Source organism: Myxococcus sp. CA040A (assembly GCF_013336725.1).
GTDB classification, from domain to species: domain Bacteria; phylum Myxococcota; class Myxococcia; order Myxococcales; family Myxococcaceae; genus Myxococcus; species Myxococcus llanfairpwllgwyngyllgogerychwyrndrobwllllantysiliogogogochensis.
On record NZ_JABUMR010000002.1, the window covers coordinates 806,779 to 831,500 of the forward strand.

General features: G+C 70.2%; 23 protein-coding genes. 3 read left to right on the top strand and 20 right to left on the bottom strand.

Annotated features, from left to right (window positions below; genetic code table 11):
- Window positions 1-140 precede the first annotated feature (140 nt).
- Window positions 141-1,493, top strand: coding sequence for an amidohydrolase family protein (locus HUA75_RS09995; protein WP_174486236.1), 1,353 nt, complete (start codon window positions 141-143; stop codon window positions 1,491-1,493).
- A gap of 166 nt (window positions 1,494-1,659) precedes the next feature.
- Here HUA75_RS09995 and HUA75_RS10000 read toward each other — a convergent pair whose 3' ends face one another.
- The 6 genes from HUA75_RS10000 to HUA75_RS10025 all read right to left on the bottom strand — a co-directional run bounded on the left by HUA75_RS10000 (window position 1,660) and on the right by HUA75_RS10025 (window position 6,792).
- A complete protein-coding gene (locus HUA75_RS10000) occupies window positions 1,660-2,922 on the bottom strand; it encodes a hydroxymethylglutaryl-CoA synthase family protein (RefSeq protein ID WP_141647021.1) in 1,263 nt (420 codons plus the stop codon).
- 54 nt (window positions 2,923-2,976) lie between these two features.
- Complete coding sequence (locus HUA75_RS10005) at window positions 2,977-4,014, bottom strand: alcohol dehydrogenase catalytic domain-containing protein (protein ID WP_141647022.1); 1,038 nt, start codon at window positions 4,012-4,014, stop codon at window positions 2,977-2,979.
- A 45-nt stretch (window positions 4,015-4,059) separates the two neighbouring features.
- A complete protein-coding gene (locus HUA75_RS10010) occupies window positions 4,060-4,800 on the bottom strand; it encodes a CoA-transferase subunit beta (protein ID WP_174467928.1) in 741 nt (246 codons plus the stop codon).
- Window positions 4,797-5,594 (bottom strand): CoA transferase subunit A, encoded by a 798-nt coding sequence (locus HUA75_RS10015; RefSeq protein WP_141647024.1) that lies wholly within the window; start codon window positions 5,592-5,594, stop codon window positions 4,797-4,799. Before HUA75_RS10015 ends, HUA75_RS10010 begins: the two co-directional genes overlap by 4 nt.
- Window positions 5,591-6,274 carry a TetR/AcrR family transcriptional regulator gene (locus HUA75_RS10020; RefSeq protein WP_141647025.1) on the bottom strand — a complete coding sequence of 228 codons (684 nt, stop codon included), beginning with the start codon at window positions 6,272-6,274 and terminating at the stop codon, window positions 5,591-5,593. Before HUA75_RS10020 ends, HUA75_RS10015 begins: the two co-directional genes overlap by 4 nt.
- Before the next feature lie 275 nt (window positions 6,275-6,549).
- On the bottom strand, window positions 6,550-6,792 hold the full coding sequence (locus HUA75_RS10025; RefSeq protein ID WP_174486237.1) for a hypothetical protein: 243 nt from the start codon (window positions 6,790-6,792) through the stop codon (window positions 6,550-6,552).
- A 271-nt stretch (window positions 6,793-7,063) separates the two neighbouring features.
- On the opposite strand from HUA75_RS10025, the gene HUA75_RS10030 reads away from it, so the two are divergent.
- Window positions 7,064-8,029, top strand: a complete 966-nt coding sequence (locus HUA75_RS10030) for a ribokinase (protein WP_141646136.1) — start codon at window positions 7,064-7,066, stop codon at window positions 8,027-8,029.
- Window positions 8,030-8,044: 15 nt separating this feature from the next.
- Here HUA75_RS10030 and HUA75_RS10035 read toward each other — a convergent pair whose 3' ends face one another.
- Entirely contained in the window at window positions 8,045-8,476 is a 432-nt protein-coding gene (locus tag HUA75_RS10035) for a DUF6069 family protein (RefSeq protein WP_174486238.1), read from the bottom strand.
- A gap of 23 nt (window positions 8,477-8,499) precedes the next feature.
- Window positions 8,500-9,348 carry an SDR family oxidoreductase gene (locus HUA75_RS10040; RefSeq protein WP_141646138.1) on the bottom strand — a complete coding sequence of 283 codons (849 nt, stop codon included), beginning with the start codon at window positions 9,346-9,348 and terminating at the stop codon, window positions 8,500-8,502.
- A 117-nt stretch (window positions 9,349-9,465) separates the two neighbouring features.
- Here HUA75_RS10040 and HUA75_RS10045 point away from each other — a divergent pair, with 117 nt between their 5' ends.
- Window positions 9,466-10,095, top strand: coding sequence for a TetR family transcriptional regulator (locus HUA75_RS10045; protein ID WP_141646139.1), 630 nt, complete (start codon window positions 9,466-9,468; stop codon window positions 10,093-10,095).
- 80 nt (window positions 10,096-10,175) lie between these two features.
- Here HUA75_RS10045 and HUA75_RS10050 read toward each other — a convergent pair whose 3' ends face one another.
- The 12 genes from HUA75_RS10050 to HUA75_RS10105 all read right to left on the bottom strand — a co-directional run bounded on the left by HUA75_RS10050 (window position 10,176) and on the right by HUA75_RS10105 (window position 24,553).
- Window positions 10,176-11,240 carry a DUF3103 domain-containing protein gene (locus HUA75_RS10050; protein ID WP_254627479.1) on the bottom strand — a complete coding sequence of 355 codons (1,065 nt, stop codon included), beginning with the start codon at window positions 11,238-11,240 and terminating at the stop codon, window positions 10,176-10,178.
- A gap of 304 nt (window positions 11,241-11,544) precedes the next feature.
- A complete protein-coding gene (locus HUA75_RS10055) occupies window positions 11,545-12,555 on the bottom strand; it encodes a sulfotransferase family protein (RefSeq protein ID WP_174486240.1) in 1,011 nt (336 codons plus the stop codon).
- Window positions 12,552-12,758 carry a Nif11-like leader peptide family natural product precursor gene (locus HUA75_RS10060; RefSeq protein WP_141646142.1) on the bottom strand — a complete coding sequence of 69 codons (207 nt, stop codon included), beginning with the start codon at window positions 12,756-12,758 and terminating at the stop codon, window positions 12,552-12,554. Before HUA75_RS10060 ends, HUA75_RS10055 begins: the two co-directional genes overlap by 4 nt.
- Window positions 12,748-13,356, bottom strand: coding sequence for an aspartyl/asparaginyl beta-hydroxylase domain-containing protein (locus HUA75_RS10065; RefSeq protein ID WP_174486241.1), 609 nt, complete (start codon window positions 13,354-13,356; stop codon window positions 12,748-12,750). Before HUA75_RS10065 ends, HUA75_RS10060 begins: the two co-directional genes overlap by 11 nt.
- A 31-nt stretch (window positions 13,357-13,387) precedes the next feature.
- Entirely contained in the window at window positions 13,388-15,181 is a 1,794-nt protein-coding gene (locus HUA75_RS10070) for a diguanylate cyclase domain-containing protein (protein ID WP_174486242.1), read from the bottom strand.
- Window positions 15,182-15,268: 87 nt separating this feature from the next.
- Window positions 15,269-16,696, bottom strand: coding sequence for a CHASE2 domain-containing protein (locus HUA75_RS10075; RefSeq protein ID WP_174486243.1), 1,428 nt, complete (start codon window positions 16,694-16,696; stop codon window positions 15,269-15,271).
- A 9-nt stretch (window positions 16,697-16,705) separates the two neighbouring features.
- A complete protein-coding gene (locus tag HUA75_RS10080; protein ID WP_174486244.1) occupies window positions 16,706-17,878 on the bottom strand; it encodes a FecR domain-containing protein in 1,173 nt (390 codons plus the stop codon).
- Window positions 17,875-19,752 (bottom strand): OmpA family protein, encoded by a 1,878-nt coding sequence (locus tag HUA75_RS10085; protein ID WP_174486245.1) that lies wholly within the window; start codon window positions 19,750-19,752, stop codon window positions 17,875-17,877. Before HUA75_RS10085 ends, HUA75_RS10080 begins: the two co-directional genes overlap by 4 nt.
- Window positions 19,752-20,126 (bottom strand): response regulator, encoded by a 375-nt coding sequence (locus tag HUA75_RS10090; protein WP_141646148.1) that lies wholly within the window; start codon window positions 20,124-20,126, stop codon window positions 19,752-19,754. Before HUA75_RS10090 ends, HUA75_RS10085 begins: the two co-directional genes overlap by 1 nt.
- 109 nt (window positions 20,127-20,235) lie before the next feature.
- Window positions 20,236-21,597 (bottom strand): sigma-54 dependent transcriptional regulator, encoded by a 1,362-nt coding sequence (locus HUA75_RS10095; protein WP_141646149.1) that lies wholly within the window; start codon window positions 21,595-21,597, stop codon window positions 20,236-20,238.
- Window positions 21,594-23,717, bottom strand: coding sequence for an ATP-binding protein (locus tag HUA75_RS10100; protein WP_174486246.1), 2,124 nt, complete (start codon window positions 23,715-23,717; stop codon window positions 21,594-21,596). The genes HUA75_RS10095 and HUA75_RS10100 overlap by 4 nt, the downstream gene beginning before the upstream one ends.
- 152 nt (window positions 23,718-23,869) lie before the next feature.
- On the bottom strand, window positions 23,870-24,553 hold the full coding sequence (locus tag HUA75_RS10105; RefSeq protein WP_174465457.1) for a phosphoribosyltransferase: 684 nt from the start codon (window positions 24,551-24,553) through the stop codon (window positions 23,870-23,872).
- Between the last annotated feature and the right edge of the window lie 169 nt (window positions 24,554-24,722).

The following is a 24,722-nucleotide window of genomic DNA, read 5'->3' on the forward strand; positions in this document are numbered from 1 at the left end:
CGGATGCACTCCGCGTCACCGGAGTCATCGAGGGCGCGCTACCTCTGGCCGTCGGTTCCGTTGACGTTCTGGAGGCTCGCGTGTCCTGGTCGACGCTTCGTTTCCGCCTGAGGTCATGGTGGCTCGTTGGATGCCTGGGGATGCTCGCCTGCGCGCGTCAGGCGTCTGATGCGGTGCGAGGAGGCGAGGGCACTTCGAGCGTCTCCGTGGTCGTCTTGAAGGGCGCCAGGCTCATCGACGGCGAGGGCGGTCCGCCCATCGAGGACGCCACGCTTGTCATCGAGGGAGAGACGATTCGCGCGGTGGGGCCCTCGAGCGACGTCGCGGTGCCCGACTCGGCGCAGGTCATCGACGTGCGCGGCAAGAGTGTGTTGCCGGGGCTCGTCGTCAATCACGCGCATCTGGGTGTGGTTGATGGGACGCAGTCCGGCTCGGGCCACTACACCCGCGACAACGTGGCGCGACAGGCGCGGCAGTATGAGGTGTACGGCGTCACCACCGTCACGTCGCTGGGGTTCAACACCGCGCTCTTCCCTTCGCTCCAGGAGGAGTTCAATGCGGGAGCGCCCCGAGGCGCGGACCTCCTGGGCGCGGACCGGGGGCTGGGTGTGCCGTCAGCGGCTCCTCCGGTGAACGTGGGGGAGGATCAGCTCTACCGACCGCGAACTCCGGAAGAGGCGAGGGCGGCGGTGCGGGAGACGGCGTCACGCAGGCCCGCCCTGGTGAAGATCTGGGTGGATGACTTTCACGGCACCCTGCCCACGAAGATGGCGCCGGATGTCTACGCCGCCATCATCGACGAGGCACATCAACAGAAGCTCCGCGTGGCGGCGCACGTCTACTACCTGGAGGACGCGAAGCGACTGGTGCGTGACGGCGTGGACATCCTCGCGCACGGGGTTCGTGACAGGCCGGTGGACGAGGAGTTGGTGCGGGAGATGAAGGCGCGAGGGACCTGGTACGTGCCGACGCTGGGCCTCGATGAGACCTTCTACATCTTCGCCGAGCAGCCCGAGTGGATGCGGACGCCCTTCTTTGAGCACTCCGTGCAGCCCGCGCTCGCCGCCTGGTTCGCGGACCCGGCCTGGCGCGCGAAGGCGCTCGGGGATGCCAAGGCCCTGGCCGAGAACAAGGCCTCGGTGGCGATGAACCTGCGCAACCTCAAGACGCTCCATGAGGCCGGGGTGTCCATCGGCTTCGGCTCGGACTCGGGGGCGACGCCGCTGCGCATCCCCGGCTTCGCGGAGCACCGTGAGCTGGAGTTGATGGTGCAGGCGGGGCTCACTCCGCTCGCGGCGCTGACGCACGCGACGCGAGATGCGGCCGTGCTGCTGAAGCTCCAGGACCGGGGAACGCTCGCCGCCGGCAAGCGCGCGGACTTCATCCTCGTGGAGGGAAACCCGGCGGTGGACATCCGGGACGTCCACCGCATCGCCGGAGTGTGGCACCGAGGCCGGCGCGTGTCGGGAGGCGTGGAGGAGTTCACGCCCTGAAGGTCACCTGTCCTCCTCATCGCGGGCGCGTGGCATTGGGGCCGGCGCGTGTCGGTAGGCGTGGAGGAACTCACGCCCTGACTTCGTACGTGGGGCCACGACGGGAAACCGCGTCGTGGACCGGCCGCCCCAAGGTGTCCTCGGGGCGGCCTTCAGGGGACGACGGTCAGGCCGCGCCGCCCTCGACATACAGGCGCTTGTGGTCGCGAATCTCCGCGAGGCGGAACGCACCGGGCGCCGGGGCCTTGGCCTCGGGAGCGTCAGAGGGCAGCTTCATCAGCCGCTCGTACTCCTCGATGGAGACGCGCTCGCGCCGGGCCAGCACGCCGTCCAGGTCCGCGCGCGCCATCCTCTCCGCCGCCTTCTCACCGACGACGCCGGAGAAGAACTCAGCCATGCAGCCGCTGCCGTAGGACAGCAGGCCGATGCGCTGCGACGCGAGCTGCGCGCCCTCGCGGTGGAGCAGGCCCGCAAGCGCCAGGTACAGCGACGCCGTGTACACGTTGCCGATGCGCGAGTTGAGCCCCAGCGACGAGGCCACCTGCGCGTCATAGCTGGCCGCCGACTTCGCCACCTCCTCGCGAGCCTCCGGCGTGCCGGGCCCCGGACCCACCGCGTCCTCCAGGTCACAGAGGCGAAGCTGGGTGTGCGCCTTGCGCGCCATCTTGCAGAAGGGGACGTGGTAGGCGATGCGCGCGAGCTGCTCGCCGGGCAGCGTGCCCGACCAGCGCACCAGCCCGTGCTCCAGCGCCTTCTCGCGCCAGCCGCGATAGGCGCCCGACAGCGCCTCCAGGTAGCAGTTGATGGAGTAGTGCCCGTCCACCAGCGCCTCCCGTCGGCCGATGGGCCGCCAGAAGTCGTAGACGTCCATGGTGCACGTGCCGTTGAGGCCCACGTCCAGCGCGAGCAGGTCCGGCTGCTCCGAGACGAGCAGCGCCACCGCGCCGCCGCCCTGGGTCGGCTCTCCCGCCGTGTTCAGGCCGTAGCGCGCGATGTCCGAGCACACGACGATGGCCACCTTGCCCGCGCCCGCGCCGGAGGCAATCCACTCCGTCGCGGCCATGAGGCCCGCGGTCCCGCCGTAACACGCGTGCTGCGTGTCATAGGTGCGCATGGTGCGCGGCAGCTTCAGCAGGCCCTGGACGTGCGACGCCACCGGCTTCGAGTGGTCGATGCCCGTTTCCGTGCCCACCACCAGCATGCCGATGCGGGACGGATCCACACCCTGCTGCTGGATGAGCCGAGCCGCCGCCGTGGCGGCAAGGGACACCGTGTCCTCGCCCGGGTCCGTGACCGCCATCTCCTTGGCGCCCAGGCCCGCGGTGAACTTCGCCGGGTCCACCCCACGCGCGCGCGCCAGGTCCTCGATGTCCACGTATCGGGACGGCACAGCCACCGCCAGCGCTTCGATTCCAACCCGTTTCTTCATGGGACTCCTCGCTTCCAATTCGTGCCTCAAACCTCGGTTCGCTGACTCGTCCGCTCAAGCCTCGGGCGGCACCAACACCAGCCGGCCCGCGACCTCGCGGTTCTCCAGTCGGAAGTGCGCCCGCGCCGCCTCCGCGAGCGGCACCGTGTCCGTGACGAACTGCCGCACGCCTCCGGTGGCCGTCAGTCGCAGCGCCTCGTCCAGCTCCGCCTGGTTCGTGGCGTAGGCGCCGATGATCTCCAGCTCCTTCACGATGACGAGCCCCGGGTTGAGCTGGACCATGCCCGACTCCAGGTTGCCCACGACGACGACCCGGCCACCCGGCGCCATCGCCTTCATCGTCTGGTCGAACGTGGCGCTGCCGACGATCTCCACCGCCAGGTCCACGCCCGCGCCCTTCGTGCGCTTTCTCACCTCCGACGCGAAGTCCAGCCCGCGCGAGAGGATGACCTCGTCCGCGCCCGCCTCGCGCAGCGGCTGCACCTTGGCCTCGCCGGAAGTGACGGCGATGACGCGCGCACCGTCCAGCTTCGCGAGCTGCACGGCGGACATGCCCACGCCCCCGCTGGCGCCGGTGATGAGCACCGTCTCGCCCGCGCGCACCTTGCCTCGCGTGCGCAGCGTATGGACGGCCGTGCCCGTGGTGCAGCAGACCGTGGCCGCTTCCGTCCAGGGCAGCGACGAGGGGACCCGGCCCAGGCCCGCGACGGGGGCGACCATGAACTGCGAGTAGCCGCCGGGCAGCTCCTCACCGAAGAAGCGGTTGTCCGTCTTGCACAGGCTGTTGCGCCCGCTGCGGCACAGCGCGCACTCGCCACACGACAGCCGCTGGAGCGTCGCCGCGCGGTCGCCCGTCTTCCACCCCGGCGTGTCGGGGCCCACCGCGACGACCTCGCCCGCGGCCTCGTGGCCGAGAATCGCGGGGACGCTGGTGCGGGGCAGGTTGCCTCGGCGGTTGATGACGTCGTGGTAGCAGACGCCACAGGCGTGCACCTTCAGCAGCACCTCGCCCCGGCCCGGGGTGGGCACCGGGACGTTCTCCATCTTGAGATTGCCCGCTTCACCGAAACTGCGCAGAACGACGGCCTTCATCTCCATACCTCCGAGAGCATTTCCAGAAACGAGTGATGTCGAGGGTCAGCGACCGACCAGCTGCTCGCGGAAGCCGCGAGGGTCCAGCGCGCGGATGGCGGCGATGGTCCGCGCATCCGGCAGCGAGGTGACGGGGAGGGCCTCCTCCACCGTGAACTCGAAGCCCGTGCGCTCGGCGATGTCCTCCGCCGTCGCCCACGGGTGACGCGCCGTCAGTCTCGCGCCCGAGGCGCCCAGCTCGAAGACACCCAGGTCCGAGATGAGGCGCACCGTGCGGCGCGGGTCCTGCGTCGTCGCCACCTGGACTTCCGGCACCAGGTTGCGGCGCGACTGCCGGGGCACCAGCAGCACGGGCCGATGCACCCACTGCCGCAGCGTCGCCGCGCCCGCCACACCGGGGAACTTCGTCCGGGGGCGCTCCAGGCTCCCGCTGGCCGTCATGTTGGTGCGGCCAATGGCATCCACCTCGGCCGCGCCGAAGAAGACGGTGTCCACCCGCCCGCGCCGCGCGTGGTCGAACAAGTCAGGGATGGTGATCTCCGCCGAGCGTCCCTCCAGGTAGCCCAGGTCCTCGGAGGAGGGCAGCAGCGTGGAGATGTCCGGGTCCAACGAGCCGACGCAGGCCAGATACGTCAGGTCCGGCGCATGGGTGGCGCGAGCCACCGCGATGGCGAGGATGGCCAGCGGCGAGGCGACACCGGTGGCCACCACGGCGCCGTTCTCGATTTGCAGCGCGAGCAGGGAGACCACTGTCTCCGCCGGCGTGGGGTCGACCGTGGCGCTCATGCCGCCCTCCGCGTCTTCACCGAGGCGAGGAACTCCGCCTCACGGCCCGTCTCCGCCAGCGCGAGGTAGCGCGCCAGCATGTCGTCATCGTGCGGGTACAGTCCGGCGCAGCCGGTGGGCAGCGCGCCTCCTTGCGCGAGGACGATGCGGTCCACCTGGAAGCCAGGGATGGTGGCGCGAGGCAGGCGCTTCACGCGCTCCTCCACCGTGGCAATCACCCGGCGCGCCGCGCCCGCGACGAGCAGGTCCGTGGTGGGGTCCTCGATGAAGAGGTTGCCGCGCTCGTCGGCGGCTCGCGCGTGGATGAGGGCGACGTCCGGGAAGTACGCCGGCTCCACCGGGACACTCTGGCCGGTGAACGGGTCCACCACGGTGCGCGGCGGCTCCGCCTGCGCCAGGCCAGAGACGTCCGAGTCCGGCGCGGGGATGAAGGGCAGCCCCATGGAGGCCGCGCGCAGCCGCTGGACGACTCGATAGCCGTCGTGCTCGCGCCAGGAGAGGGTGTTCTGTTCAATCGCCCGCTTGATACAGGGCATGGGCCGCACGCGGCCCTCGAGGCTCAGCGCACCGAACGCGATGTCCAGGTGGGCCAGACAGCCGCCCGCGACGAGGAACTCGGCGGGCAGCGGGTTGGGCAGCGAGATGAGGCTCAGCCCGCGACGCTCCTGGGCGATGAGCTCCATCACCAGCGCCATGGGCGCGCGGCCGAGCATGAATCCACCCGTGGCCAGTGATGCGCCGTCGGGAATCGACGCGACGGCTTCTTCCAGCGAACACCAGCGAGCGGTCTTCACGGCTCCTCCGTTCCGGAGCCGGAGCCCGAGGCGGCGCGAGGCACCACGCGCAGCGAGGAGACCCCGGGCTGGCCGTCGACCGCGGCGGCGACGATGGGCGGGAAGAGGAGGTCCACCATGCCGTCGGCGATCTGCTCGTCCGTCAGCCGCCCGTCGGGCTTGAACCACTTGTAGACCCACAGCACCATGCCCAGGAACGAGAACGCTCCGATGGTCGGGTCGACGGGACGGATGCGCCCCTGCTGCGCGGCCTGCGAGAAGGCTTCCTCCAGGAAGTCGACGTAGCGCTTCTTGCGGTTGTCGATGAACGCGCGCGCCTCACCGGTGAGCGTGGCGTGCTCGTGGAGGATGATGATGACCTCCTTGCTCCACCCGCGCGTCACCAGCAGGATGTTGTGGCGCATGCACGCGCGCAGCCGATCCACCGGGTCGACGATGTCCTGAACACGCGAGAGGACCTGCTCCTCGAACAGGTCCATCCCGTAGTTCATGATGGCGAAGAGCAGCTGCTCCTTGTTCTGGATGTGGTGGTAGAGCCCCGCCTTCGTCATCCGGCACGCGGCGGCGATCTCCTGCATCGAGGTGCCTTCGTAACCGCGATCACAGATGAGCCGCGCCGCCGTCTCCAGGATGGCCTTGTAGCGCTCGCCTTCATCCGGCTTCCGTCCGCTCGTCGTCACATGTCCCTCGTCTCGATGGACTGTAAGTTTTTCAGATCTACGACCTACCGACCGGTAGGTAGCATGCGGCAACGCAGGGTGTCAATGCGCTCCGCGCCGCGCGCTGGCGCGGATGGGGCACGGAAGTGTCAGGAATTTCAGGGGGTTGAGGGAGCGCTGGAGCTTCCGGGAAGCAGCGACGCGCTGGGTGCGGCGGGTGAGTCCGTTCCTCCGGATGAGGGGCGAGGCGGGCCCCCTGCACCAGGGGGCGCCGCTGTTCTCGCGCTCGAACGGCCTCAGGACCGGGGCGGATGCCGCTGTTCCAGGCCGCGTAAGAGCGTCCGCTGAATCCTGATGCGGAGCTCCGCCTCCTCGAACGCCCAGCTCGGGTAGGTGCCGTTGGTTTCGATCAGGTGGTTCGCCAGGGCCCACGTTCGCTCGTCGTGTTCCTTGTCGCTCGTGGCCCTGGCGGCGTGGTCTCTAAGCACCTCGGCCTTCCAGTCGAAGTCTTGCGTCAGGTCGATGTTCATCTTGGTCATGTTGATTCCCTCATGCGTGGCGCCGCGGGATGCGATGCCCCACACCCAAGATTGCCGCTGAGGTTCTGGCTCCTTCGCCTCCTCGACGGGGCGCGGTGTTTCGGCCGGGCGGCATTCCGATCAAAAGGCGGCGCGGCGGTGGCACGGGTGGTCGCCCGCCGTACGGGGCCGAGGTTCCCGGGCATGCCTAGCTTGATGTCGTTCCGTGTTCGGTGTGGTCCGGGTCTGGGCGGGGCATCGGACGCGGGGGTGGGGGAGGGGGACGACAGCCATGGCTCCACGTCGACAGGCCGACATTCTCGTGGTCGGTGGAATCAACACGGACTTCCTGGTCCAGGGGCCTCGGCTCCCGCGCGCGGGCGAGAACGTGGAGGGGCATCTCTTCCTGGAGAGCCTGGGTGGAAAGGGCGCCAATGCCGCCGTGGCCGCGGCCCGACTGGGTGCTCGCTCGACGCTGGTGGGCCGCGTGGGCATGGACGCTCGGGGGCTCGCCCTGCTGGAGCAACTCGAAGGTGAAGGAGTGGAGACGCGGGCGGTGTCACGCGACCCGGGCTTCAGCACGGGCGTCGTGCTGGAGATGGTGGACGAGAGCGGCCGCAGGCAGAGCCTCTCCGCCGAAGGGGCGAACCGGCGGCTCGCTGTCGCGGACGTGATTGCCGCCGAGGCCCGCATCACAAGCGCGGATGTCCTGCTCGTCCAACTGGAGGTTCCCTTGGACGCGGTCATCGCGGCGGTCCACATCGCTCGCGCCGCCGGCATGCATGTCGTCCTGGATCCAGCACCGCCCATCACCCTCCCGGAAGAGTTGCTGGAGGCGGTTCACATCATCCGCCTCAACGACGTGGAGGCGGAGGTGCTGACGGGGCTCGAGGTGGTGGACCGAGACTCCGCGCGTCGCGCCGCGGAGAACCTGTTGCGCCGGGGCGTGGGGACGGCCGTGGTGGCCGCCCCCGAGGGAAACCTGCTCCTGGGCACCGAGGGCGAACTCTGGCTGCCGAACCTGCCCGTGGACTGGGTGGACACCACGGGCGCGGGGGATGCGTTCTCCGCCGCCCTCTGTGTTGCCCTGGGAGAGCGACGCTCGCTCGCGGACGCGGCGCGCTTCGCTCACGCGACGGCGGCGCTGGCCACGATGCGGCTGGGGGCGTTGTCGGGGCTCCCCAACCGCGAGCAGGTGGATTCCTTCATGGCCCGCGTGGACTCGCTGGCGCTGTCCACGGAGCCTGTCACCTGGTGACGCGCGGAGGCTTCGTTACGGACGGGCCCGGGTGCGCCGCATTCCGAGCACGATGATGGCGAACATTCCGCCATGCTCCACCAGCAGGAACAGGCGCTCCCCGAGCGAGAACCCTGGCATGAACGGCAGCGTCAGCACGAAGACCGTGATGCTGATGCCCGTCCAGATGCGCAACCCTCGCGAGAACAATCGCTCCAGCAGGGTGAGCAGGCCCCAGGCGCTGAAGCCCGCGATGAGCGATGCGAAGAAGACAGGGCCCAGCAACAAGGGCTCTCGTTCCACGGGGCCGGGACCCGCAGGCACGGTGATTCGCACGCCGAGCAGCCCGACGACGATGAGCCACTGGACGACCACGAAGCTGGTGGCGACCATCAGCACACGCAGCCGCGCGAGGACAGACGACGACGTTCCCGCCCGTGAAGGCAGGCTCTGAGTGGGTTGAATCATGGGGGACCCTTGACGGCGTGGGTTCAGCGAAAGGACTCGGCGTGGTCCGCCAGGAACGCATCGAGCGTCCTCGGCTCCGTCCCGGTCAGGTCCTTGACGCCCGTGGCGAGCTGCGACGCCGCGCCCTTCGCGAAGGCCTCGAACATGCCTTTGAACGAGCCGAGCATGGCCTCCGGAAACCCTTGCGCGCGCATGTTCTCGATGACCTCGGAGACCGGACGGTCCACGTAGGCGACGGGCTTGCCGAGCCGCGCCGAGAGCTTCGCGGCGAACTCGTCGAACGTGAGCGCCTCCGGCCCCGTCAGCGAGTGCGCTCCGCTGCGAGGGGACGCATGCGTGAGCTGCGCCACGGCGCTCCTCGCGATGTCGCCACTGTCGATGAACGCGATGCGTCCCGTCCCGAACGCGCCGAAGAACCGCCCGCCGTTTCGGATGCTCTCCGCATTCCGGAGCAGGTTCTGCATGAAGTACGTGGGACGCAGCGCCGTCCAGCCCAGCCCGCTGGCTTCCAGGTACGCATCCGCCTCCCCATGCCATCGTCCGACGAGGAAGTCCGTCGTCGCGCTCGCGCCTCGCGTCGAGATGCGCACGACGTGCGAGACACCCGCCTGCTTCGCCGCGTCAATCACCGCGCGGTGCTGTCGCACCAGTCCTTCGCTCGGCGTGCCGTTCAGCAGGACCCGGTCCACGCCCTGGAGCGCGGCCCGGAGCGACTCGGGTGAATCGAAGTCGCCCACCACGAAGTCACCTCCCAACGACTCCCCCTTGCTCCTGTCCCGCACGAACGCCCGAAACGACGCGTCGCGCGCACGCAACTGCTGAATGACCTGACTGCCAATGGAGCCCGTGGCTCCCGTGACGAGGATTTTCATGCGGACCTTCTCTGGTTGGAGTGTGATGAATATCTAGTGACAGAAAAGTTTCTGTCAATGTAAGTTATTCCCAGGTTCGTTGCAGGGCCCCGGGCCCGGCGGTAGGGTCCCCGGCGGATGTCGAGTGAACTGGGGTTGCGAGAGCGCAAGAAGCTGGAGACGCGGCGGCTGCTCGCGGAGGTGGCCACGCGGCTGTTCGCGGAGCGCGGCTTCGACGCGGTGACGGTGGCGGACATCGCGGCGGCGGCCAACGTGTCGGACAAGACGGTGTTCAACTACTTCCCGACGAAGGAAGACCTGGTCCTCAACGGCCGTGAGGAGCACGAGTCCGAGCTGCTCCGCGCGGTGCGGGAGCGCTCCGTCGAGGAACCCGTGCTCGCGGTGGTCCGTCGGCACACGCTGGCCATCGCGGAGCGGCTGAACGCGCTTCCCGCCGAGCGGCGCGCCGCGTTCCGCAAGGTCATCCAGAGCACCCCGAGCGTGCACACCCGCATCCGCCAGATGTCGCTCCAGTCCGAGGAGCAGCTCGCGCAGATTCTCGCGGAGCAGACGGGTGCGTCGGCGGGAGACCCGACTCCGCGCGTGGTGGCGAGCATCATCGGGGTGCTGACGCGACTGGCCTACGGCGTCGTAAGCGGGCCCCCCGGCAAGCGCAAGAGCCACGCGGAGACAACCGAGAGCATCGTCAACGCCTTCGAACTCTGTGAGCAGGGGTTGGCGGCGTACGGAGTCCGCACCCGGCCCTGAGCCTGTCTCCTGGTGAGGGATCGAGTCGTTCTTCCTCGACCCCTCCGGGCGCCAGAGCGCCTCTCGTTGCCTACGTCCTGCTACTGGCCCGCGATCTCATACGGTCTCAGAGACACCACCGCGTTGCCGCGTGCTCCACCATGGTTGGTGTAGAAGTGGTTCTTCTCCACGGTGTAGTACGAATCAACGTAGTCGTCGTCGTTGCTGAACCATTCACTGGGCATGCGATCCACCAGTCCGCTGCCCAGGGCCACCAGGGCGGAGATCTCCGGATGGCCCAGGGCCGTCAGGATTTGACTCGCGATGGTGAACAGGTGGCTCACCAGCTCTTGATAGTTGGTGTTGTCGTCGTGCTCCATGAGGACGACGTTCGCCGCCGCCCAGCGGTAGCGGTCCCAGAAGATCAGGACCTGGTTGGGCGAGTAGGTCCGACCGTCTTTGTCCAGATAGGGCATGTCGACGATATCCAATTGCGGCTCGTCGCGGCTGGGGTCGACTCCATTGACGATGGCGTAGACCTCCGCGTCACCGGAGATCCAGGGCTCCTCGTCGTCGTTCAGGTAGATGCGATCGAGCATCGTCACCGGCGTGCTGGTCGCCGCCGCGCTGACGGGCTGGAGCGGCATGGGACGCTGGCCGAGAGCCACGAGGCGCTCGCGCATCAGCTTGATGCCGGCGGCCAGGTCTCTCCGAGAGTCGATGTCCACCACCAACACCGGCTGTTCGGGCATGCGGTGCACGTCAAGGTGGTGCACGCCGCCAAGGCGGTCGAAGGCCTCGATGAATCGCCACTGGGAGTCATTCCCATCCGGCTCGTATGCATAGAGAGGTTCAACGCCACGCTGCAGCGCCGGCAGCATGGAAGCACTCGCGAGGCGAAGCTGCAGCAGGCTGTCGAGCTCGCGCTCCAGGCCCTTGCGCTGGCGGATGGTCAGGTCCGCTCGCCCCGCCACGGCCGTGACAGAGGAGGGGGCCGACACCGTGCTCAGCCATTGCTTCAAATCTACCGCCAGGTGCTCGCCACTCAAACGCGAGGCGAGGTCCCTTCGCAGCACCGAGTCCTGCTTCGCCAGCGTCAGCGCCAGCTCGCGTTTATCGGCGGCCAGCGACACGCTGATGCGTTCGCGCGACGCCGCTGAATTCAAGGCAGCGGCTTGAGCTTGGGAAGCTTCGCTCAGGCAGACGAGCAGCGCGACGACCATCCCTATCCGTTTCATTGGATTTTTCCGGTGGTTGAGTGGGGTGATGGGCCAGCGGCCGTATGCGCACGGCAAGTCTGTCCCAGACACAATTGAGCACGGCCCGCACTCCGAAGTCGAACGTCCGCTGGACGGAGCCCGGTTCCGTTCTCTCTCCCGCACTTCGTCTGGACTTGGAGGGACAGACAGTGGTCAGCACACGACGACGCAGCAGGTCAAAGCTGGCATGGCCAAACATTTCCATTCCGGCTCATCCGCGTGCGGCGGTGTCGCGCAGGCGCTCGGCTTCGAGTGAGTCGTAGACCTCGCGGACCCATCGCTCGGCCATCGTGCGGGAGGTGTTGGAGACAGTCCGGGCCTTGTCCTCGGTGTCATCCGCGAACGGGAGCACGGGGTTTTTCGCGTCGCGCGCGGCGGCGGCGGCCAGCAGCCCTGCCTCGATGGGTGTCGGCTCCAGACCGAAGAGGTCCACGAGCTGGGACACCGCGCTGTCCTGGAGCTGGCGGTAGTTCAACAGCCGCGCGGGCCCCTTCCGTTCTCGATAGGCCCGCAGCCCCGCATCGCAGAGTCGCGCGAGCACCCGGGCCCCGTATTCCTCCAGCGACAGCTCCGCGAGCTGCCCCGACTCCAGGCCGACTCGCGCAGGCTCCAGGACTCCCGGCAGCATGTGCGCGCCCCGGTGCTTCTGGTGCGAGGCCATGACCTCCACCGGGTCCCGATAGAGGAACAGCCACGGCACGCCGGGAAACGCACGCTGGAGCAACGGCAACTCCAGCACGTGCCACGCGTCCAGCTTGAGGAAGACACCGTCTTCCTCGGGATGCCGCCGCTGACCGAGCGCGGCGACCACGGCGCGCAGCCACTCGATGCGTTGCTCGTCGGTGACGTGTCGAAGACGCAGATGCAGGCGCAGGACGACATCCACGGGACTCGCCTCGGACAGCACGATGTGACGAGGCAGTGAGGCCAGGAGCTGCGCGAGCAACGTCGAGCCGCAACGGGACATGTGGAAGACGAGCCCCTTGACGGGCAACCCCGGCCGCGCGGCTTGTCGCGCCACCAGCGTCTCCAGTGAAGTCTGATGCCGGAAGAGCAGGGCGAACGGATGGCGAAGCCTGCGCTCCAGTGTCTCGTCGAAGAACGGGTCCGTGAAGCGCCTGTCGCCCAGGTGGCACCAGTCGACGCGAGGCACCTCCCCATCCACATGGAGGCGCGCGGGAATCCAACCGTCCAGTCGCGCGTCGTCCGGTGCGAGGCTCATACCCAATCTCCGAGCCAGCTCCGGCGCGCGTCCCTCATCAGGTCGCGAAGCTCCTCCGCGGTGAAGTGACAGCCGTGCTCCGCGCCCAGTCGTGTCGCCAGGGCGAGGAAGGCCGGCACATCCATCCGCGCTCGCAGTGCCTCCTGGAGTGAGACGTCCTCCAGGACGCGCTGGCGGAAGCGCTCGAAGTCCTCAAGCGACACGGACGCCGCCCTCGCCATCAGGTGCCATGGCCCGAGCGAAGACCTCGCGGAGCCAGTCATCCACCACGCAGTCGAGCACCAGGTGCACGCGGTCCGTGTCCCCGAAGTTGTCCACGCGGTGGGGGAGGTTGAAGTTCAGGTACCAGCACTCGCCGGGCCGCAGGTCCACGCGCTGGCCCGCGAGCACGAAGGCCACGTCGGGATGCGTGACGATGGGGATGTGCAGCCGCACCTCGCCATCCTCGAAGCCCAGGTTGTAGTCCGTGTGCTCACGGATGTGCGCCCGTGCGGCGAGCTTCAACAGTCGCGCGGAGCCGATGGGACACTGAAACGCCGCGAGCGCCTCGCGAAAGGCCGGGCAGCGCGCGAGCAGCGGCGTGTCCTCGTAACTCTGTCGCGCGGTGGGGTCGGGGTACAGCCGTCCCTCCATTCCGCCCACGGAGCGCAGGGGCACGCCGCTCCAGTCGCCCTCGTAGTACCGGGTATTGAAGTGCGGCACCCAGGTCTCCGCCGGCAGGCGAGCCAGCTCCTCCTGGAGCCGCGCCGCATCGAAGGCGAGGGGCAGTCGGAGTCGGTGGGGCACAGGTGAAGGAGCCATGAGACCCGGTTCTACACCGTTCCCCTGTCCGTCAGCCCGTGCGGGTCCGGGCGCGGTGGTCGGCCTTGGCCCGGGCAAGGGCCGCGTGCGCTCGGGCGAGCGTCTCCCGGGGGTCTTCTTCACCCTCGACGGCCACGGCCGCGCCATGGAACTCGAAGGACTCCAGCTCCTCATGGAGCTGTGCGCGCAGGGCCTCCGTGGCCCGGGCATCCTGACCCGGCAGCGCCACCAGCAGCGTGCCGCCCTCCCATCGCACCGCGAAACCGGACGGCACGCCCACGTCTTCCAGGCGTCGAGCCACGTCGCGCAGAGCGTTGTCTCCCGCGTCGAAGCCGTGCCGGAGATTGAGCCGCCCCAGACCCACCAGATCCACCAGGAGCACCCCACAGGGCACGCCGTCCCGTCGGCAGCGACCAATCTCCCGCAGCAGGCGCTCTTCGCCCACGCGCCGGGTGGCCAGCCCCGTCAGCGGGTCCACGCGCAACATCCGCTCCCGCTCGTCCTTGGGCGAGACTCCACCCAGCTCGGAGAGCGTCAGGAGCTGCGCGGTGCCGCCCGGAATGGGGAACGGCCGCGCCACCCAGCGAATCCGACGGGGACGTGGGTGCTCCAGGGCCAGCGTCAGGTGCAGCCCTCGGGATGATTCGGACGCCAGGTCGAGCAGCAGCGAGCGGCCCGACGGGTCCGCCGTCAGCTTCGCCACGTGCTGGCGGAAGTCGTCGAACGTCAGCTTCGGAATGCCCTCCAGCGGCAGGCCGAGCATCTCCGACAGCGCGGCGTTGCCCGCGAAGGGCTGACGCCCCGGCGCCACCAGCAACGTCGCCACATCGAGCGCCTGGATGGCGTCTCGGATTTGCGCCAGCGCGGCGACCTCCGAACGCGAGGGCTCCTGTCGCGAGCGACCCAAATCCCTCGCCTCCATCCGCGCGCGGGACCTCAGTTCCAGGTCGCCCGCCACGCGCCGGGCCAGCTCCCGCAGCGCCGCCAGGTCCTCGGTGCCGAGCACCAGGGGCCGCGTGTCGATGACACACAGCGTGCCCAACACCTCGCCACCAGGCGTCACCAGCGGCGCGCCCGCGTAGCTGCCGACGATGCCGTCGCGCACCAGCGGGTTGTCCCGAAACACCGGGTGGCGCGTGGCGTCCGGAACGACCAGGGACTCGCGGCCCATCACCACGTGGTGACAGAAGGCCCAGTCCCTCGGCGTTCCCCTGTCCCGCGCGAGCGCGTGCGGTAGCCCCACATGCGCCTTGAACCACTGGCGATCACCCAGCACCAGCGTCAGCAGCGCCACCGGCACGGCGAAGGCCTGGGCCACCTCGGTGACCAGCTCCTGAAGCTCCGCCTCGGGCGGGCCTTCATCCACCAGTCGCATCGCCTCGATGCGCGCCAGCCGCTGGTGCTCCTCGTCCGGGGTGTTCTCCGTGGGCGTGGAGGGCAGGGGGCGTTGTCCCGCGAGCACGCGTCGCACGGTGTCTCGCACCGTCTCCGCGGGCGCGCGGCGGCTCAGCAGCGAGTGGATGCCCAGGGCGTCCTTGAGCTGCCACGCTCGCACGCGCAGCTCGTCGAAGGCGGTGACCACCACCACCTGCGTGCCCTCCGCGTCCTGTCGCTCACGCAGCCAGGTCAGCAGCGTGAACCCGTCCACTCGCGGCAGCGCCAGGTCCGTGAGGAGCAGGGCGGGCGCGTTGCGCTGGCGCACCACCTCCTGCGCCTCCGCGCCATCCCGGGCCAGCACGCCTTCGAGCCCCTCGCCAGCGACGAGGGCGAGCAGGCCAGCGGCTCGGTGGGGGTCGGGCTCGGCGATGAGGGCGTAGCGGGCCATGTCCCGTGGATGCTGCCACGGATGCACGCGGGCGGGTTACAGGGCTGAACCTGGCGGGTTGCTCGGGTGACGCTCGAGGGCAGGGCCCTACCGGGGGTCGCCCGGCGTGACGGAGGTGCCCGGGGAGGATTGGGGGTAGCGGACGAAGAGCCGGCGCAGCGCTCCCCGCTGACGACCCAGTTCCTCCGTGCGCGCCGCCGAGTCCACCAGCAACATCAACCCCAACCCCACGCACGCCGGTATCAGCGGCAACACCCAGCCGAAGTCCGCCGCGAGCCAGCCCACCAGCGCGACGTGCACCCCGGCGAGCCCCAGCGCGGTGCGAGCCACGGCGCCCAGCGTGCGCGCGCGTCGGCAGCGCCAGCCGAAGACCAGCAGCAACACGGCCGTCTCCAGCAGGCCCGTGAGGGCCACGATTCCCGAGGAGCGCATCAGGCGGTCCGCGCGCAGGTTGTCCAGCGCGAACGCGTGAATCTCCACGCCCGGCACCGCCACCTGACCCGGGAGCGTGCTCTGTCCGTGGAGCCCCGTCGCCGTGACTCCCACGAAGAGCGTCTTTCCGCGCAGCGCCAGGTCCAGTCCCACCGAGCGAGGATCCGCGTGGAGCACATCCGCCAGACTCACCCGGGGAAGCCAGTCCGGCGCGGGCAGGCGCATCAGCGGCGCGCCGTGGTCGAGGGTCGCCCGGCGCTGCAGGGACTCGCCCTGCTCGGGCATCAGGCGCAGCGCGGTCGCCAGGGCCAGGGAGGGCCAGACGTGCTCGCCCACGCCGACGGCGTAGGGATAGCGGCGGATGACACCATCCGCGTCCACCAGCATGTTCAACATGCCGCTGCCCTGTGCCGCCATCCGCAGCGGGGCGATGCTGCCGGCGACCTCTCGGGCCTGGAGCCGCAGCGAGCCCACGGGCAGCGGCAACGGCGATCCGAGCGCTCCGTCCGCGAGTGGCGGCATCAGCGACACGTCCTCGGTGAGTGCGGCGGCGCCCAGGATGACGACGCCGTTCTCCGCGAGCGCCTCCGCCAGCCGGGCATCTCCGTCCTGCGCATGAAGCCGGGCTTCCAGGTCCGTTACCAGGGCCGCGCCCGCGGGCTGGTCCGCGAGGCCCGACTCTCGCAGCGCCGCCAACATGTCCTCCCCGAGCTCCAGCGCATCGCGCGAGCCGGGCTGGTCGAACACCACGTCCACCGCTACCGCCGAGGGACGCTGGGCCGCCAGCGCGCGGAAGGCCCGGGCCCACGTCACGCGCGACAGCGGCCAGCGCTCGCCCAGCGCGGACAGGGCCCGGTCATCCACCTCCACCAGCACCAGGTCCGCGCTCCGAGGGACTCCCGGCAGGAGCCGGCTCACGGCCTGGTCATACAGCGCGCGTTCGAACAGTCCCGGCGCGCCACCCGTCACCGCCGTCACTCCGGCCAGCGCCAGTCCCACCACGGCCGCCAGTCCGCGCAGCAGCGGCGGGGAAGGGCGAGGCAGGCGCGGGCCGCGCGCGGGCGTCTCGGGGCTCGGGCTCATTCGAAAGTCTCAGGGCCGGAGGTCGAAGGCGAAGATCTTCGACGGGAAGCCGATGAAGCCATCCGCGTCCACCGGCAGCACGCGCCAGAACCACTTGCCCGCGAGGCCCGCCGGCACGGCGAACTCCTGGGCCTGGGACTCGAACGTGCGCACGCCCGCGGCGAAGTCCGCCGTCCGGCCCAGCTCCACGCGGTACGTCTTCGCGCCCGGCACGGTGAACCACTCCAGCTTCGGCGCCGTGGTGAAGCTCCCACCGCGCGGTCCGTTCAGCAGGGGCGCGGCGAGCAGCGGTCGGGGCGGCTCCGGCGCGGCGCCGGGCAGCACGCGAGAGCCCTGGCCTCCGGCCACCTCGACTTCGCCCTTCTCCGCGCCCAGCGCCACCTTGCCTTCGAGCGTCTCCAGGCGACTGCCGCCGTCCTCCTGCGCCGACACCCGGAACTGCGTGCCTCTCACGCCGGCCACCGCGCCTCGCGTGCGCACCTCGAACACGGAGCCGTCGCCCCCGGGCGCGGCGAGGGTCTCCACCGAGCCGCGCATCAGCTCCAGGCGCACCACCCGCTTCGCGTTGGCCCCCAGCTCGATGGCCCCCAGGCGCAGCATGCTGTCGGACAGCACGCGCACCCGGCTCGCATCCGCCAGTTCCAGCTCCGCGCTCGCGTCCTTGCTCGTGTGGAACAGCTCACCGGTGTAGAGCGAATCACCGACGCCACGGGGGCGCAGTTCGTCGGGAGCGGCGCCCGCGGAGACCTCACCGCTGGCCGCGCGCACCCGGGCCACCCGAGGCTGCGTGGGACGCTCGACGTACGCGAGCTGGAGCTGACCCGGCTCGCCCGGTACCGCGGGAGGCGCCACCGCGGAGACGCGCGTGCGTGACACGCCCGCCGACACCAGGATGTCCGCCGCGGCCTTCGCCACCGCGAGCCCCTGACCGTCCAGCCGCTCCGCGTCGGGCAGCCGCGCGGCCACCGTCACCGCGCGAATGGCGGGGCGGGCCGAGAGCGCCTCCGCGACGTGCTTCAAGCAGGCTTCCGTCGAGGGCCCCTTCGGCTCCAGCTTGCGCCCCATCTCCACGCGGCCGTTGACGAAGCGCAGGCCGCCGCAAGGAGCTTCCGCCGTGTCCTGGGCCCGGGCCTGGAAGGCCGCGAGCGCGAACACCATCAGGCAGGGAAGGGTCCGGGTCATGGCGTGGCCTCTTGTGCCGAGGGCTCGGCGGTCTTCACGATGTTGAACTCGACGCGGCGGTTGTTCTCACGACCGCGCGCCGTCGCATTGCTGTCCACTGGCTTCGTCTCGCCGTAGCCCATCGCCTCCAGGCGCTCCGGCGCGATGCCGGCCTTCAGCAGGAACTCCCGCACGTTGTTCGCGCGGCGCTGGGACAGGTCCAGGTTGCTCGTGTCCGAGCCCTGGTCGTCGGTGTGTCCCTCCACGCGCAACCGCTCCAACTGCGGGTTCGCCTTGAGCACCGAGGACACCTGCGCCAGCAGGCTGAAGGACTTGGGCAGGATGACGTCCTTGCCGGTGGCGAAGTACACCTTCTCCAGGATGACGATGCGCGAGCCTTCCAGCCTCACGCTCGCCTTGCCCTTGTCGGGGCACCCATCCTCGTCCTTCACCCCGTTGATGGCCTCTGCCTCCAGCGGACAGGCATCCACCGCGTCCGGTACGCCGTCGCGGTCATTGTCCGCATCCGGGCAGCCGTCCGTGTCCTCGAAGCCGTCCATGTCCTCGGGCTCCGAGGGGCAGCGGTCCTCCGTGTCGATGAGGCCGTCTCCATCCGAGTCCACCGGCGCGGGCGCCAGCGTCAACGGAGCGCCAGGCGTCGCGGCGGAGGGCTCGGTCGTCGAGGGTGTGTTCGGGTCCTGCTCATCCGGGCACCCGTCCTCGTCCTGATAGCCATTGAAGGTCTCCGGCTCGCCAGGGCACACGTCCGGTCCATCGAGGATGCCGTCGCTGTCGTCGTCTGGATCCAGGCAGTCGTCGTCGTCCTGGAAGCCATCGAAGTCCTCGGGCCCCAGCGCGCACTGTCGCGAGGGCGTGGCCGCCGGTGGCGAGGCCGTCCAGGCCAGCCCTCCGAGCACGCGGAAGCCCGGCGTGCCGTAGCCCCGCGTGAGTCCCGGGCCCGCGCCCAGGTGCGCCGCCAGCTCCTCGGTGAAGCGGTACTTCACCGCGCCGAGCGCCTCCAACGGACGCTCCTCGGCGTTCGTCTCCTTCAGCCCCAGCGCGCCGGACAGGGTGGCCGCCACCGACAGCGCCTGGGTGAGCGGCACCTCCGCGCCCACGGCATACGAGAACTCGTTGCCCACGCGCAGGTTGCGCAACTTCTGCTCGCCGCGCAGATTCACTCCCACGTTGGCCAGCAGGCGCAACGAGTCTCCGGCCCACTCGGCCACGAGCCTCGGTTGGAAGGTCAGCCCCTTGGTGCCCAGGAAGTCGGAGCCGCCCCCCGTGGGCAGCGTCACCGGCGCGACGAGGGCCAGGTGCAGGCCGCCTTCCGTCGACAACAGCCGGACCTTCGGCACCAGTCGCAGGTCACCCACGCCCGTGCCGGCGGCGCCATCCGCCAGCGTGGGCGAGATGGCCGTTGCGGGCTGTGACGTCGTCGTGGAGACGGGGAGCGTCACACCCAGCTCCAACCGGTCGAACAGCGCTACCGCGCCCATCAAGTCCAGCGTGAGCTGGCTGTCGACGATGCGGTAGACGAACTCGTCGCGGCGAGGATCCAACAGGTTGAGCGGGTTCTCCCCGTAGTTGACCGACAGCCCCACGTTCCACTCGAGGTGCTTGCCCACGCGCGCGCCATGCAGCCCCAGCACGTCGTAGGCGCCGGGGCCCGGCTTGTACTGCTGCACGTCGATGGCCTGCGAGGCCTGCGCCTGCGCCCGGGCCGCGCTCGCCGTCAGCAACAGGGCGCCCAGCAGCGCGAGGACGGTGGGCCCTCGGAGATACGCCGCGTGGCGCGCCAGGGTCCTCGAACTCCGTCCACACGACGCGCCGGGACAGAGTGGGTGGGATTGCACTCGCATGTCCCGACGGTGCCAGAAGGGAACGGCCCACATCAACGGGCCGCCAACAATTCAGAGACGTGCCGAGCCAGCGAGGGCAGGGGCTGAGGCTTGGGCAGCACCAGGTCTACGCCCAGCTCCCGGGCCCGCGCCGTCAGCTCCGGCGACGCGAAGGCCGTGAGCAACACCACCCGGGTGTCCGGTGTGTAACGGCGCACGAAGTCCGCCAGCACCAGGCCTTCCTCGGACTGCGTTCCGCTCAGCCGCAGGTCGCTGATGACCAGGTCATAGCGGCCCGTCGTCATCAGCCCCAGCGCCTCGTCCAGCGCCTGCGCCGAGTCCACCCGGTACCCCGCGCTCGCGAAGAACTGTCCCAACACCCAGCACAGCGCGGATTCGTCGTCGACGATGAGGAGGTTCTGGGACACGCGCCGGCCGTGAGCAAGTCAGGGGCCAGGGGTCCTTCTCACCCGGGCCCCATGACTTTCCCGGCACTTGCGAGCACGGCCGCCCCGCCCTGGTGCCGGGTTTTCCAGATCATGGATCCGACTTCTGGAATCCAGATCTGTTGATTCCCAAACGTTTCAGGCGCTCATAGAGGGAGGAACGGGGGATTCCGAGCCGGAGGGCGGCGCGCTCGACGTGGCCGTTCTCCCGTCGCAGCACGCGCTCGATGTGGCGGCGCTCCAGCTCTTCCAGCGTCAGGTCGTCCTCGACGCGGGCCTCGTCGGCGGAGGACTCGAAGCGCAGGTCTCCGCGTGACAGGGGGCCGCCGCCGGACAGCAGCACGGCGCGCTCCAGCACGTTGCGCAGCTCTCGGATGTTGCCGGGCCAGGGGTAGCGCGTCAGCGCGGCCTCCGCATCGGGCTGGAGGCCCACGCCACCGCGTCCGCGTGCGCCGCCCATCTCCGCGAGGAAGTGGCGGGCGAGCACGGGGATGTCCTCGGTCCGCTCCCGCAGCGCGGGCACGTGGAGGATGAGGGTGCTGACGCGGAAGTAGAGGTCGCTGCGGAAGCGCTTCTCGCGGGTGGCGACGCCCAGGTCCTGGTGCGTGGCCGCGATGAGGCGCACGTCGACGCGCCGGTCTCGCACGTCCCCGAGGCGGCGGAAGCGCTTCTCCTCCAGCACCTTGAGGAGCTTGGGCTGGACGGCCATGTCCATGTCGCCAATCTCGTCGAGGAAGAGGGTGCCCCGGTCCGCCACTTCCAGGAGGCCCTGCTTCGCGGCCACCGCGCCCGTGAAGGCGCCCTTCTCGTGACCGAACAGCTCCGAGTCCAGCAGGTCCTTCGACAGCGCGGCGCAGTTGAGGTCCACGAAGGGAGCGTCCGCGCGCGGGCCGCCCTCGTGGAGCCAGCGCGCGAGCACGCTCTTGCCGCTGCCCGTCTCGCCGGTGACGAGCACGGGACTGTCGCTGTGTTGCATGCGCCCGGCTTCGGCGCGCAGGCCCTGGATGGCGGCGCTGGTGCCCAGGAACGGGTCCACCGTGGCGCGCGCGGTGCGGGACAGGTCGGCGCGAAGGCGCTGTCGCTCGCGGCGCTGGGCCACCAGCCGCTCCAGCACGACCTTGAGGACGGCCAGCTCCACGGGCTTGGTGAGGAACTGCTCGGCGCCTTCCTTGACGGCCTGGACGGCGAGCTCGATGGAGCCGTGCCCGGTGAGGACGACGAGCGGCACGGCGGCGTCGATTTCCTTGAGGCGGGGCAGCAGCTCCAGCGCGGTGCCGTCCGGCATCCGGTAGTCCACCACCGCGACGTCGGGGCGGTGCGTGCGGAAGACTTCCTGGGCCTCGGCGAGGCTCTGGGCTTCGTCCACGTCGAAGCCGTGGGCGGTGAGGTAGCCCCTCATGCCCAGCCGGACACCGGGCTCGTCGTCCACCAGGAGGATGCGGGTACGTGTCATGAGGCGAGCGAGTCCAGGTGCAGGCTGACGGAAGGCGAGGACACCGCTGGTAGCAGCAGCGTGACTTCGGCGCCACCCTCCGGGTGATTGCGCAGGCGAATGACGCCCTGATGCTCCTCCAGGATGCGCTGGACGATGGACAGGCCCAGGCCGGTGCCGCCCCTGCGCTTGCTGAAGAAGGGCTCGAAGACGTGAGGCAGGTCCTCCTCGCGGAAGCCCGGCCCTCCGTCCCTCACGGTGCAGCGCACCCAGGCGCGGCCTTCCTCCTCCATGGGCGAGGTGGCCACCTTCACGGTGGTGCCCGCGGGCGAGTGCTGCACGGCGTTCTCCAGCACGTTGCGGAAGACATGGAACAGTCGACGTGAGTCCATGCGCACCGCCGGCAGGGCCTCCGCGAGCGTCTGCGTCACCGTCACGCGGGACTGCTCCCCGGTGAGCGCGCACGCGGCCAGCGCTTCCTCCACCACGGGGCGCACGGGGCCTTCCACCCATTCGCCCCGGGTGGGGCGGCCGTACTCGAACAGCTCCTGCGTCAGGTGGTTGAGGCGACGCACCTCGCCGCGCAGCACGTCCAGGTACGGGGCCAGCTCCGCGCGAGCGCCGACGGTGGCCTCCACGGCGTCCACCACGGCGGAGATGGAGAAGAGGGGGTTGCGGACCTCGTGGGCCACGCCCGCGACGATGGCGCCCATCGCGGCCATCGTCTCGCTGCGGCGCAGGCTGGCTTGCAGCTCCAGCAGCCGCGTCACCTCGGTGGCGACGACGATGATGCGCGAGTCCTCTCCGCCGACCTCGTCCACCCACGCGGCGGCCAGCTCCCACGTGCGGCGTGAGCGCGGGTCCTTCACCTCGCGGATGAGGCTGCCATGCGTGCGGCGAAGCTCGTCCACCAGCGGCAATGTGCTGGACCAGGGAGGCTCGCTCGCGACGGTGGACAGGGGCTGGCCGGAGGGGTCCAGCCCACCGAACAGGATGCACGCGGCGGCGTTGAGGCGCTGGATGGTGCCGTCCGCGCCGAGCACGACGAGCGGCGAGGTGACGGCGTCGAACGTGCGGCGCCACTCCTGGGCGGAGCGGCGGAAGCTCTCGTGGAGGCGCTGGCGCAGCTCGTCCGCGAGGTACCGGTCGGTGATGTCGGTGACGACGCAGCCCACGTGCAGTTCGCCCTGGTTGTCCTTCGCGGAGGCCGCCGCGCGGCTGCGGACCCAGCGCACGCGGCCGTCGGCGCAGATGAGGCGGTGCTCCAGCTCCACCTCGGAGCCGGGCGCGAGCGACTCGATGCGGGCGCGGTAGCGGGCGCGGTCCTCGGGGTGGATCATCTCCGCCCAGAGCGGCGGCGGGCCGCCACCGGGGCCGGGCTCGGCGAACGCGGACGCGGGATAGCCGGTGGTGCGTTCGATGACGGGCGTGCAGTAGAAGTCGCGCAGCGCGCCGTCGCGCAGCTTGCCGCCCCACAGGTAGTCGGGCAGCGAGCGCGTGAGCACGTCGAGGAGGCCTTCGTGTTCCTGGAGGCTCTCCTCGGCGCGCATCCGCTCGGTGAGTTCAGAGAGCGAGGCGATGACGCCCAGGACTTCGCCGCCCGTGCCACGCACGCGCGAGTAGCTGCCGAACCAGAAGCGCGGTTCGCCCGGCGCGGCGGGGGTCTCCACCTCGAGGCAGGTGTCCTGGACGGGCGCATCCGTCTCCAGCGCGCTCTTGAGTCGCGGCGCGAGGAGCCGACCCAGCTCTGGCATCACCTCCGACACGTGACGGCCGAGGTGTCCTCCCGCGGGCAGCCCGTTCATCGCCGCGAGCGCCGCGTTGACGTGGATGTAGCGCAGGTTCCGGTCGAAGAAGGCGAAGCCCACCGGGGTGACGTCCATGATGGCGTCGCGCAAGGCGCTGGAGTCACCGGCGCTGCGCAAAGCGGCGTCGCGCTCGCGGCGGGTCCGCTCCCGGGCGTGTGCGAGCAGCAACGCGGGAGTGCCGGCACAGGTCAGCACCAGGGCCGCGGTGGTGAGGACACGGGGCAGGGGGCTCGCGGCATCGGGGCTGGCCCAGGCCCACTCGATGAGAGCGGCGAGCGCGGTGGCCATGAGGACGGCCAGCAGCATCTGACGGCGGGTGGGGAACTCGTGCATGGGGGTGTGGGGAGCGCGAGCCTAACCGGAATCGAGCCCGCCACCGCGCCACCGGAGCTTGGGACAGGTGCGCCCGTTGTTCGGTGAGCAAGGGGGCGGGTCCTCGATGCTCCTGCCACATGCGGGTCTGCGAGGACCGCGAGGGCGCGTGCTCACCCAGGGGAAGGGTGCGCCTCTGCCATGGACGACTCACGCGCGGCGCGCTCCAGGAGGTCCCTGACCTCCGCGTCGGAGGTCTGCTCGAACTGGCGATACCAGAGGCCTACGGCGAAGAACGGCTCCGGGGTCCGGACGCACACCGTCTCGTCCGCCAGCGTCGCGAGGTCCTCGCAGGTCTCCAGAGGTGCGACGGGCACGGCGACGACGATGCGAGCGGGCCCTTGCTTCCGGAGCGCGGCCACGGCGGCGCGCATGGAGGAGCCGGTGGCGAGCCCATCATCGACGAGGATGACGTTGCGTCCGCGCACGTCCAGGGCGGGTCTTCCCTGTCGGTAGCTTGCCTCGCGGCGTTCGAGCTCCCGGCCTTCGCGCGCGGCGACCGCGTCGATCTGCTCCAAAGGGATGCCCACCTCCTCGATGACCTCGGGGTTGAGCACGCGCACGCCGCCGGTGGCGATGGCGCCCATCGCCAGCTCCTCGTGTCCGGGCGTCCCCAGCTTGCGAACGACGAACACGTCCAGCGGAGCACCCAGCGCGCGCGCCACCTCGTAGCCCACGGGCACTCCGCCGCGCGGCAGGGCCAGCACCCGGGTTTCAGGGCGGTGACCATGATGTGCGAGACGCTCCGCGAGGGCTCGACCCGCCGTGGAGCGGTCCTGGAACGCAGGTCCCTGCATGCGAAGCTCCTTGTCCGTGTGCCTCCTGGCGCACTTCTCCCCTTGAAATTGGGCACGAGCGAACGAAGAGGAACGTCTCGCCACTTGTCGCCAGCCCGGAGAGAGGGCGAGGTCGTCGCGGTGTCCGCTCGGCCGTGGCCCTGGCACATCGAGTGGCCACCCAGGCAGG

Bases quoted from the DNA above. Each gene is read 5' to 3' on its own strand.
- HUA75_RS10000 (WP_141647021.1), bottom strand. From the start codon at position 2,922: ATGAAGAAACGGGTTGGAATCGAAGCGCTGGCGGTGGCTGTGCCGTCC.
- HUA75_RS10025 (WP_174486237.1), bottom strand. From the start codon at position 6,792: ATGACCAAGATGAACATCGACCTGACGCAAGACTTCGACTGGAAGGCC.
- HUA75_RS10040 (WP_141646138.1), bottom strand. From the start codon at position 9,348: ATGAAAATCCTCGTCACGGGAGCCACGGGCTCCATTGGCAGTCAGGTC.
- HUA75_RS10085 (WP_174486245.1), bottom strand. From the start codon at position 19,752: ATGTGGGCCGTTCCCTTCTGGCACCGTCGGGACATGCGAGTGCAATCC.
- HUA75_RS10055 (WP_174486240.1), bottom strand. From the start codon at position 12,555: ATGAGCCTCGCACCGGACGACGCGCGACTGGACGGTTGGATTCCCGCG.
- HUA75_RS09995 (WP_174486236.1), top strand. From the start codon at position 141: ATGCTCGCCTGCGCGCGTCAGGCGTCTGATGCGGTGCGAGGAGGCGAG.
- HUA75_RS10070 (WP_174486242.1), bottom strand. From the start codon at position 15,181: ATGGCCCGCTACGCCCTCATCGCCGAGCCCGACCCCCACCGAGCCGCT.
- HUA75_RS10045 (WP_141646139.1), top strand. From the start codon at position 9,466: ATGTCGAGTGAACTGGGGTTGCGAGAGCGCAAGAAGCTGGAGACGCGG.
- HUA75_RS10030 (WP_141646136.1), top strand. From the start codon at position 7,064: ATGGCTCCACGTCGACAGGCCGACATTCTCGTGGTCGGTGGAATCAAC.
- HUA75_RS10075 (WP_174486243.1), bottom strand. From the start codon at position 16,696: ATGAGCCCGAGCCCCGAGACGCCCGCGCGCGGCCCGCGCCTGCCTCGC.
- HUA75_RS10080 (WP_174486244.1), bottom strand. From the start codon at position 17,878: ATGACCCGGACCCTTCCCTGCCTGATGGTGTTCGCGCTCGCGGCCTTC.
- HUA75_RS10010 (WP_174467928.1), bottom strand. From the start codon at position 4,800: ATGAGCGCCACGGTCGACCCCACGCCGGCGGAGACAGTGGTCTCCCTG.
- HUA75_RS10065 (WP_174486241.1), bottom strand. From the start codon at position 13,356: ATGGCTCCTTCACCTGTGCCCCACCGACTCCGACTGCCCCTCGCCTTC.
- HUA75_RS10105 (WP_174465457.1), bottom strand. From the start codon at position 24,553: ATGCAGGGACCTGCGTTCCAGGACCGCTCCACGGCGGGTCGAGCCCTC.
- HUA75_RS10100 (WP_174486246.1), bottom strand. From the start codon at position 23,717: ATGCACGAGTTCCCCACCCGCCGTCAGATGCTGCTGGCCGTCCTCATG.
- HUA75_RS10095 (WP_141646149.1), bottom strand. From the start codon at position 21,597: ATGACACGTACCCGCATCCTCCTGGTGGACGACGAGCCCGGTGTCCGG.
- HUA75_RS10035 (WP_174486238.1), bottom strand. From the start codon at position 8,476: ATGATTCAACCCACTCAGAGCCTGCCTTCACGGGCGGGAACGTCGTCG.
- HUA75_RS10005 (WP_141647022.1), bottom strand. From the start codon at position 4,014: ATGAAGGCCGTCGTTCTGCGCAGTTTCGGTGAAGCGGGCAATCTCAAG.